The 9,922-nt window shown below is 41.9% G+C and carries 4 protein-coding genes and 1 pseudogene; 3 read left to right on the top strand and 2 right to left on the bottom strand.

Annotated elements, in window-relative coordinates:
- Both QUA36_RS29855 and QUA36_RS29850 read right to left on the bottom strand, forming a co-directional pair.
- On the bottom strand, positions 1 to 272 hold a 272-nt coding region (locus QUA36_RS29855), incomplete at its 3' end, for a 5'/3'-nucleotidase SurE (RefSeq protein WP_333459998.1).
- Between the two features lie 226 nt (positions 273 to 498).
- Positions 499 to 1,203 (bottom strand): annotated as a pseudogene (locus QUA36_RS29850) (IS1 family transposase).
- A gap of 408 nt (positions 1,204 to 1,611) precedes the next feature.
- On the opposite strand from QUA36_RS29850, the gene QUA36_RS29845 reads away from it, so the two are divergent.
- The 3 genes from QUA36_RS29845 to QUA36_RS29835 form a co-directional block, all read left to right on the top strand.
- A complete protein-coding gene (locus QUA36_RS29845; protein WP_333166423.1) occupies positions 1,612 to 3,591 on the top strand; it encodes a carotenoid oxygenase family protein in 1,980 nt (659 codons plus the stop codon).
- A gap of 78 nt (positions 3,592 to 3,669) precedes the next feature.
- The gene (locus tag QUA36_RS29840) at positions 3,670 to 8,961 is read left to right on the top strand and encodes an AAA family ATPase (RefSeq protein ID WP_333459997.1); all 5,292 of its coding nucleotides are present in this window, start codon (positions 3,670 to 3,672) and stop codon (positions 8,959 to 8,961) included.
- A 122-nt stretch (positions 8,962 to 9,083) separates the two neighbouring features.
- A partial coding sequence (locus QUA36_RS29835; RefSeq protein WP_333459996.1) for a DUF3370 family protein occupies positions 9,084 to 9,922 on the top strand: 839 nt, incomplete at its 3' end.

The raw sequence follows: 9,922 nt of genomic DNA, 5'->3' as shown, positions 1-9,922 counted from the left end.
CCACCTGCGTTAATACCCGAAAGCACCAAATCCGGCTTCGCACAAAGGTGATGAAGAGCAATACGCACGCAATCGGCGGGTGTTCCCCCTACAGCATATTCCACGGACGATCGCCGATCGACATGAATCGGACTGTGGGCTGTCACTTGATGCCCGCAGCCCGACAATTGCCCTTGGGGAGCCACCATAATTGTTTTGCCATTTACTGCTTGCAAAAGTGCTTGAATTCCCGGAGCATCGATGCCGTCGTCGTTGGTTAAAATTATCGTCATTAAAAATGTGTCGGTTTTATAGAACCCATTTGAGAGCGCAGAGGCTGGCAACCTTCTGGTAGTTCTAGCCCAAATTGGTTGTTGGTTGGTGGCGATCGTCAGTATGAGCATTGCCACACATTTATATCATGGCATTAATTGAACAGTTGCCCCAAAAATGTGGCGCGCCACATTTTAGCCCAGTCGCACCTTGATATGACAGCTAAAGCGACTTGGCGTTGCTGAATCAAGGTATGAATGCCCCAGGAATGGGAATATCGTGAAATTTCAAGTAATGTATTAGTAACTTAATAGAATGCTTGAGCATTTTTTCACACTTAGAATAACAAAGAGTCTTCCGATGTAGTCTGGCTAAATAATGTCTTAGTCTCGTATTTTCTCCTTCTACTCGTGTCATATAAGTCTTACTGATGATCTGATCCTCATCAGGAATAAACATGGGATATACAGACCATCCATCAGTTACATAAAAGTAGCATTTCCATGCACTTACTTGGTTCCATAATGGTTCAAATGTCTTAGCACTATGATCCCCTAATACCCATCCTAAAATTCCTGGTCGAAAGTGGTCAACCGCTGTCCACAACCAGATTTTGTCTGTTTTTTTTTTACATAAGTTTGTAATTCATCGAGCTCACCAACTTCTGGAATGACTTCAGGGTCATAAACCTCTGGTAACAGTTTTCCGACTTGTTTTACCCAATTTATTACGCCCGGTATGATGAACTCCCTTAACTCGTTCTATAGCCCGTAAACCCATACCATTGACGTACATTTTTAGGCAATCACGTTTGATGCTCTCGCTATAACCTCGATGGGATTCATACTGATTAATGAATTGACGACCACATTGGACACAAATGTGATTCTGTTTTCCTTTCTTCTTGCCGTTCTTACGGATATGGGTTGATTTACATTCTGGGCATTGCATAAATTATTCCTCCTATTCATACTCTAACTCAGCAACGCCCGACTTGTTACGCGCCCCTGTGCAGCATTCATGACATCAGTGTCGATGCAAACATTTAATCACATAATTTTTTCCTCGGCTCTCCCCGATGCTTGGTCTTAAAAGTAGCAGATGATATTAAGTATCTAAAAGCTGAACGTTGAAACCCTCGATCGTGCTAAATTATTAGCTTACGTTATCACCATAAGTACGAGAGAGCCGATAATAAGTTAATGTCGATTCCTATTGGGCTTTGAAGCAGGGGATGGGATAATAGATATGAAATCTTTATCAAAGATAGTATCTAAGTTACAGTCCTCATTTCCCATTCATAAATCAAATACTTATCTACACTGTTACCATTATTACATTTTAACTCAGGAGAGCCACATGAGCGAACCCACTAAAAGCAATACCAAAGCAGGCTGTCCGCCAGTTCCCCAGTCGATTATGACCGCCAGTCGGGAAGAACTGGACAACCAGCTAGAGATTTTTGAAGGCCACTTACCAGACGACGTACAGGGTCACATCTTTTTCATTGGGCCAGTGGGCACCGTTGAATCAGGCGGTCTCCCCTTTAAAGACGGAGACTCATTCTTGAATGGCGACGGCATGGTTTACCGACTTGATTTCGATCAAAAAGGTAAAGTAACTTTGAAGACAAAGATTACCAAGCCACTAGATTACCATTTTGACGAAGCAACTAAAGGCACTAAGTTGGGATTTCGCAATCATGGGATCTTAAGGTTTTCCTTACTTCTGGGCGCTCGCAACGAGTTAAATACAGCTTTTCTGCCCGTAAAATTCTCTCAAGACGAACCTGAGCGCCTGCTAGTAACTTATGACGCGGGTCGTCCTTATGAAATTGATACAGATACCCTTGAGGTGATTACTCCAGTTGGGTCAAATAAAGAGTGGCGTCCTGAAATTAATCTGCCCTATCTATTTCCACCCATTTTTAGTACCGCACATCCTGCCTTTGATACCTACACCCACGAAATGTTTGCAGTCAATTACGGCAGGTCATTAGAAAATTTTATTGACACCGTTCCTTCCCTTGAGGAAGTAGATAAACTTTTTCCAGAAGTCCGTCAATTTTGGGAACAATTTAAAGGTTTAGAAGATTTCGTCTATCTGATTCGTTGGGATGGCGTAAATCCTTTAGAGCGGTGGACACTTGTCAACCCCGATGGTTCACCCGTCAGCATTAAGCAAACCATCCATCAGATGGGAGTAACCAAAGATTATGTGGTGTTGATGGATACATCCTTTAGTACTGGACTCGCGCAGATACTCAACAATCCTTTTCCAGACCACAAGGAGCGAGAAAGAATTCTCAGACACTTGTTAGAAAGTGCGCCTTCACCCGACTCTATCCTTTATATTGTCAGTCGCAGTGAATTGACAAAGGGACAACACCCTGCGATGAATGAACCGGAAGTTAAAGTTGTCGTGCGAAAAGTGGTGATTCCTCTCGAAGCTTCTCACTTTCTGGTTAACTATGACAATCCTGACGACAAAATTACGCTCCACATCTCTCATATTTGTGCTTGGGATGTTGCTGAATGGCTCCGCACCTATGACCTTTCCCCCTATCCGCCCCACGATGCCGTGTCTTCTCCCTGGCCTGGGATGGAACTCAATATGATGGATATCAGCCGCTTGGGACGCTACGTAATTGATGGCAAAAGCCAGGAGGAAACACCCATTGAGTCAAAAGTTATTTCAGATCAAAAATACACCTGGGGCCCATCATTATACACCTATCTTGACAGACTACCTTCCGGCATGACTCCCGGACATCTGGATAATATTTACTGGAGTTCTTTTGGACTTTGGAAGGATTTGATGACGCAGTTTATGTGCTACTTATACCGGAACTATAAGTACCAGCAAGTGCCACACTCACAAGTTTTGAGCCTCGCTGAAAAGGGTATACCACCTTGTTTGTTCCGACTACAAACTTGCTCAATGGATATCGCCGATCAATACCAGTTTCCTCCGGGCTACATGGTGAGTTCGCCACAGTTTATGCCGCGCCGTGGAAACCAAGGGAGTTCAACAGATGGTTATATTGTATGTACCGTTTTCGCTCCAGAAAGAAATGAAATTTGGATTTTCAATGCTGAGGCTTTATCGCAAGGAGCAATCTGCAAACTTTACGATTCATCCGATTCACCCGTTAAGTTTGCCTTCACATTGCACACAGCTTGGTTACAAGAGATAGGTTCTCACTCAACTACATACAAAATCTCGTTGAAAGAAGATTATGAGGACTTAGCAAAGAACTTCCAATACCCTCCGGAGTTCGAGCAAGAGATTCAGGAGTTGTTTGCTAAAGAGTTGTACCCGCGTTTTGCAAGGGAGTAAAAATTTGCTCGCAGCTAGATTCATGGAGAATCGGGCTGCGAGCAATAATAGTTTATTAAAAGGTAAAGGTAAAAATTAATGATAGGTATTTCAGGTTACGAAATTAGAGAAAAGATTTACGACGGGGTTAGAACGGTTGTTTATCGAGGTATAAGAAATCGGGAGCAACAACCTGTTATTGTTAAAATCATAAAAGATGAATATCCTACCCTAGAACAAATCACCAATTTAAGGCAAGAGTTTATAATTACTCAAAATTTAGATTGTGAAGGGCTTGTCAAAACATACAGTTTAAACAATTATCAAAATAGTTATGCTCTAATCTTAGAAGATTTTGGCGGTCAATCACTTGCTAATTTTATAGCAGCTAATAAACTGTCAATAATCCAGTTTATTAGAGGCGCGATCGCTCTATCCGAAACTTTGATCTATCTCCATCAAGTACCGATCATTCACAAAGACATTAAGCCCTCAAATATCATTATCAATCCAGCGACCGGAAAAGTAAAACTGACTGACTTTAGTATTTCATCGCGCTTGGAATTGAAAAACCAAAGCATTAGCAATCCCAACTTGCTAGAAGGGACTCTCGCTTATATGTCACCCGAACAAACGGGGAGGATGAATCGAGCAATTGACTACCGCACCGACTTCTACTCTTTGGGAGTGACTTTCTATGAAATACTGACCAACCAGTTGCCATTTACTACCACCGATCCGATGGAGTTGGTTTACTGTCATATTGCCAAACAACCAGTCCCACCTAAAGAGGTAGCAGAAATTCCTCAAGCGGTTTCAGATATTGTCATGAAACTGTTAGCAAAAAATGCGGAAGACCGATATCAAACTGCGGCGGGATTAAAATTTGATCTGGAAACTTGTTTGCAGCAATTGCAGACAACTGGCAAGATTGAAAATTTTCCCATCGGCCAACGGGATCGCGGCAATCAATTACTCATTCCCCAGAAGCTTTATGGTAGAGAAACCGAAGTCCAAATTCTTCTAGATGCCTTTGGACGAGTCAGCCTCGGTGCTACCGAAATGATGTTAGTTTCCGGTTATTCCGGGATTGGTAAAACTTCAATCGTCAATGAAGTTCATAAACCAATTGTAGCAGCTAGGGGATATTTTATTGCGGGTAAGTTTGACCAGTTTAAGCGCAATATTCCCTATGCGGCGTTAATCCAAGCATTTCAAGAATTAGTTCGTCAGCTATTAACTGAAAGTTACGAACAGATTGCTATTTGGAAAGAAAACTTATTAAAAGCGCTAGATAATAACAGTCAAGTTATTATTGATGTTATCCCGGAAGTCGAACTAATTATCGGTAAACAGCCTGAAGTTCCTCAACTGGGTTCATCGGAGTCACAAAACAGATTTAATCGGGTATTTCAACAATTTATTCGCGTTTTTTGTCAACCCGAACACCCGCTAGTCATATTCCTAGACGATTTACAGTGGGCAGATTCGGCATCTCTAAAGTTAATTCAACTCTTAGTCACTGACCCAGATAGCAAATATTTGTTAACGATTGGAGCTTATCGAGATAACGAAGTCAGTCCCGTTCATCCTTTAATTCAGACAATAGAAAAAATTCAAGAAACTGAAACGGTGGTGAATAATATCACCATTCAGGCGCTGGCTTTGGATAGCGTCAACCAATTAATCGCCGACACTCTGGATGCCAGCGTAAATTCAGACAAAATAAAAGTTTTTTCAGAGTTACTTTTTAATAAAACCCAAGGCAATCCGTTTTTCTTAACGCAGCTACTCAAAACCCTGTATTCGGAAAATCTGTTAGTTTATCAGGTAAATATAGACCGTTGGGAGTGGGATATTCAACAAATCCAAGCAATTGGTATCGCAGATTTCAATATCGTTGAACTGGTTGCTCGCAATATTCGCAAACTCCCTGAAACAACCCAGAAATCATTAAAATTAGCGGCTTGTATCGGCAACCAATTTAACTTAGAAGTTTTATCAATTGTCAATGAAGAATCAAACTTAGCGACGGCTGCTCATTTGTGGGAGGCAATGCAAGCGGGTTTGATTCTGCCGCTGTCTGAAAATTACAAAATTCCTATAGTCTTTGCCCAGGAAGAGTTGGCATCTATACGCGATATCAAAGTTGACTACAGATTTTTGCACGACCGCGTGCAACAAGCAGCCTATTCTTTGATTCCAGAGTCAGACAAAAAAGCCACTCACCTGAAAATTGGTCAACTGTTGCTGAATAATACAACAGAGCAAGAGCGAAAAGATAATATTTTTGCTCTGGTTAACCAACTGAATTTTGGCACAGATTTGCTAACTAATCAGTCAGAAAAAGATGAGTTGGCTGAATTAAACCTGATTGCTGGACAGAAAGCGAAGGCAGCTACTGCATATGAAGCCGCTGTTAATTATTTGAATGTAGGTATAGAACTCCTGAGTCAAGATAGCTGGGAAAGTAGATACGATCTGACATTTAATTTTTATCGGGAAGCGGCGGAAGCCGAATATCTCAATGCCAATTTAGAACGAGCGGAAATTTTGTGCGATCGCACTCTCCAAAAAGCCAAAACAATTCTCGAACAAGTCAACTTATACGAACTGAAAATTAGGCTTAACCTCGCTAAAAACCAGAACAATTCTGCGGTAGATACCGGACTGCAAGTTCTAGAAATGCTGGGAGTGGCCCTATCCCAATCACCCCCCCAAGAGTTAAATATCGAGGAGTTAGCGAACTTGCCAGAAATGAGCGATCGCTACAGGCTAGCGGCAATGCAAATTTTAATTCTTATATGGCCTCCTGCTTGTTTTGGATCGAGCGCAATGGCGCTACCGATTCTATATACTATGATTGAACTCTCGATTCAATACGGAAATTCGTTGGTTTCTATTTACGCTTATTCTATTTATGGTTCACTCATATCTTGGCTAATACCAGACATAGATTCTGGCTATAAACTGGGTCAAATATCTTTGCAGTTGTTGGATCGGTTAAATGGAAAAGAGTTTTTATCTAAAATATTCGTTAATATTTTTATCAGTAATCACCATCAAAAAGAGCCTCTGGCAACTACTATAGACCCCTTGCTTCAAGCAATTAATAACGGCTTAGAAGTCGGTGATATAGAATATGCTTGTCATGCTGCTGATTACTATTGCTCACATCTGCTTTTTAAGGGAGAGCATCTGGATTATGTGCAAGAGCAACAAAAAAATTATAGCGATTTAACAGCTAAGCTGTCCCAAGAACATCAGCTTTATCTCATCAAAATTATCGGTCAGTTAGTGGCAAATTTAATGGGTCGAGCAGACAATAAATTGCTATTAATTGGCGACCTGTTAAATGAAGAAGAGACAATCGCATATCTTCAAAGTATTAATAATACAATTGCCTTGTTTAGAGTGTTTTTTGCTAAAACCATGCTTTGCTATTTGTTCCAAGATTATGCAATGGCTATAGAGCATGGTATTACAGGAGTCAATTATTCAACAATGCTCCACAGTAACTTTAGCTTTTCAGAACATATTTTTTACTATTCTCTGGCTCTTTTAGCTCAGTATTTTCAGGAAACTGAGGAAAAGCAGCAACAATACCTGAAACAAGTAGAAGAAAATCAGCAAAAGATGAAATATTGGGCGTTCCATTGCCCAGCCAATTACCAGCATAAGTATGACTTAGTAGAAGCAGAAAAAGCCCGCGTATTGGGGCAATCTTTCTCAGCAATGGAATATTACGACCGGGCGATAGATGGAGCCAAGGAAAATGGATACGTCCAGCACGAAGCCCTCGCCAATGAACTAGCAGCAGAATTTTATTTAACTTTAGGTCGTCAGAAAGTAGCGCGTACCTACATGATAGACGCTTACTATGCTTATATTCGCTGGGGAGCCAAGGCAAAAGTTAAGGATTTAGAAGAGCGCCATGCTGAATTACTCGCACCTATCGTCGGTAGAAAAAATAGCCTGACGAGTGGAAGAGACGAAACGGTTGTTCAGACCAGAACCACTGTCACTTCTACCACTTCAGGTGCTGCAAACGAGCTGGATTTATCAACAATTATCAAAGCCTCCCAAGCTCTCTCAGGGGAAGTTCATTTAGATAAGTTAATCTCGAAGTTGATGCAAGTCTTGCTGGAAAACGCCGGAGCAGAAAAGTTTTATTTCATCATACCTGACCCAGCAGGTAAGTGGAAAATTGAAGCTCAATGTACGGGTGAACAATGTCAATTAATATCCAAGTCAGCGACTGAAAGTCAAGAGATTCCTCTCTCGCTGGTTAATTATGTAGAACGCACGCAAGAAACTCTTGCAATCGATGATGCAACCACTGAAACCAGGTTTGCCTCTGACCCGTATATTATTCAGCAGCGACCTAAATCTATCTTGTGTAGCCCCCTGATTAATCAAGGTAAGTTGGTGGGCATCTTATACCTAGAAAATAATTTAACAGCGGGGGCTTTTACGCGCGATCGCCTAGAAGTCCTCAACATCATTTCCGCCCAAGCTGCGATCTCCATCGAAAATGCCCGTCTCTATCAAACTTTAGAAGATAAAGTGCAACAACGCACAGCCCAACTCGCCCAAGCAAACCAGGAAATTAGCAGCCTCAACGACAAACTTAAAGCCGAAAACATCCGCCTCAGTGCTGAGTTAGAAGTCACCAAACGACTGCAACAAATGATCTTGCCCAAACAATCAGAACTGGATAAAATTAAAGGATTAGAAATAGCTGGATATATGGAACCTGCCGATGAAGTTGGTGGCGACTACTACGACGTGCTAACCCAAAATGATAAGGTAAAAATTAGCATCGGCGATGTTACGGGACATGGTTTAGAAAGTGGCGTATTAATGATTATGGCGCAAACCGCCGTCCGCACTCTCCAACAAATGAACGAGACCGATCCGGTGAAGTTTCTTGATGTGTTAAACCGCACCCTTTATGCCAATATTGAGCGCATCGACTCGTCTAAAAACATGACCTTGGCTTTGTTAGATTATCAAGATAGTAACTTTACCATCAGCGGTCAACATGAAGAAATAATTGTAGTCCGTACTGATGGTAACATCGAACGGATCGATACAACGGAGCTCGGCTTTCCTGTCGGATTAGAGGAAGATATTGCTGATTTTGTTTCCCAAGTTCAAGTGCATCTTAATCCAGGGGATGTAGTAGTGCTTTACACAGATGGAATTACCGAAGCTGTAAATATAAATAACGTGTATTACGGCATAGAAAGATTGTGCCAAGTGACCAAAGAAAATCGCCACAAAACGGCTGAAGAAATTCGACAAGCAGTAATTGATAATCTGCTGCAACATATTGACAAACATAAAGTTTTTGACGACATTACGTTGGTAGTCCTAAAACAGAAATAACGTAAGTGGGTAATTGGTAAATTGTTTGAGCGTCCGACGATCGAAACCGACTTCACGCCCAACAATTTTGGAAAGGGTGCGCGGACTCAGGAAGGTGCGATCGAAAGCTGAGCGCCACGTCTGTGCTAAATTGGGCGATCGGGCGAATTGGTATAATTAAAGGCAACATCAGCGCTTTCATGGGTCAAACGCTGCTTTTACCTGTGTGGAATGTCACGCCTTCTTCCAACGGTCGATCGACTTTAATGCGAATGTCCAGCAGCAATTCGGTTTATGTAGCATCATTAGCAATGTTTGCTCCTCAAAGTCAAGGAGGAGTCGAACAATATCCGACTTTAGAAGAGTGGGAAAATATTTTAAATACCAAAGGTTTAGCGGGGCCGAGAGATTTGGCACCAACTCCGCAAGACGAAAATCCGGTGCAAAAAATTTATGGCCGCTTGGCACGAGTAGCTGAGGGTTCCCAGTGGCAAGCTAAAATTACGGACAATTCGAGAACCGATTATTTAACTGTTCCTAAGCGCGGCGAGTCATTTTCCTATGCTCTGAGCACTACGGATACGGGTACTTTTGGAACTGGTGAAATTCAAAGCGCTAAAATGTTAGCTCGCTATCCCGATACTGCTTATTTTGCTCACGGTAATTACGGCATTCAATACAACTTAACTTTTCCACTTTACAACAAATCTCGTGAATCTCAATCTGTTACTATTAAAATGCAAACACCGATTAAAGCAAATACAGAATCGGGGGGATTGATGTTTTACGATCCGCCCGAAAATCGGATATTTTTCCGAGGTACGGTGCCGGTGATGTTTAAGGATGATACGGGCAAGACTTTGACGCGCTACATTCACATCGTGCAGCGCAGGGGACAGCAGGGAGAACCTTTGGTGAATGTGAATATGAAGCCGGGGGAACGCCGTTTGGTGCAGGTGGATTTCTTGTATCCGCCGGATGC

It is taken from the genome of Microcoleus sp. Pol10D4 (genome assembly GCF_036701555.1).
Taxonomy (GTDB): Bacteria; Cyanobacteriota; Cyanobacteriia; order Cyanobacteriales; family Microcoleaceae; genus Microcoleus.
This window is presented reverse-complemented; position numbering and strand designations above follow the sequence as displayed.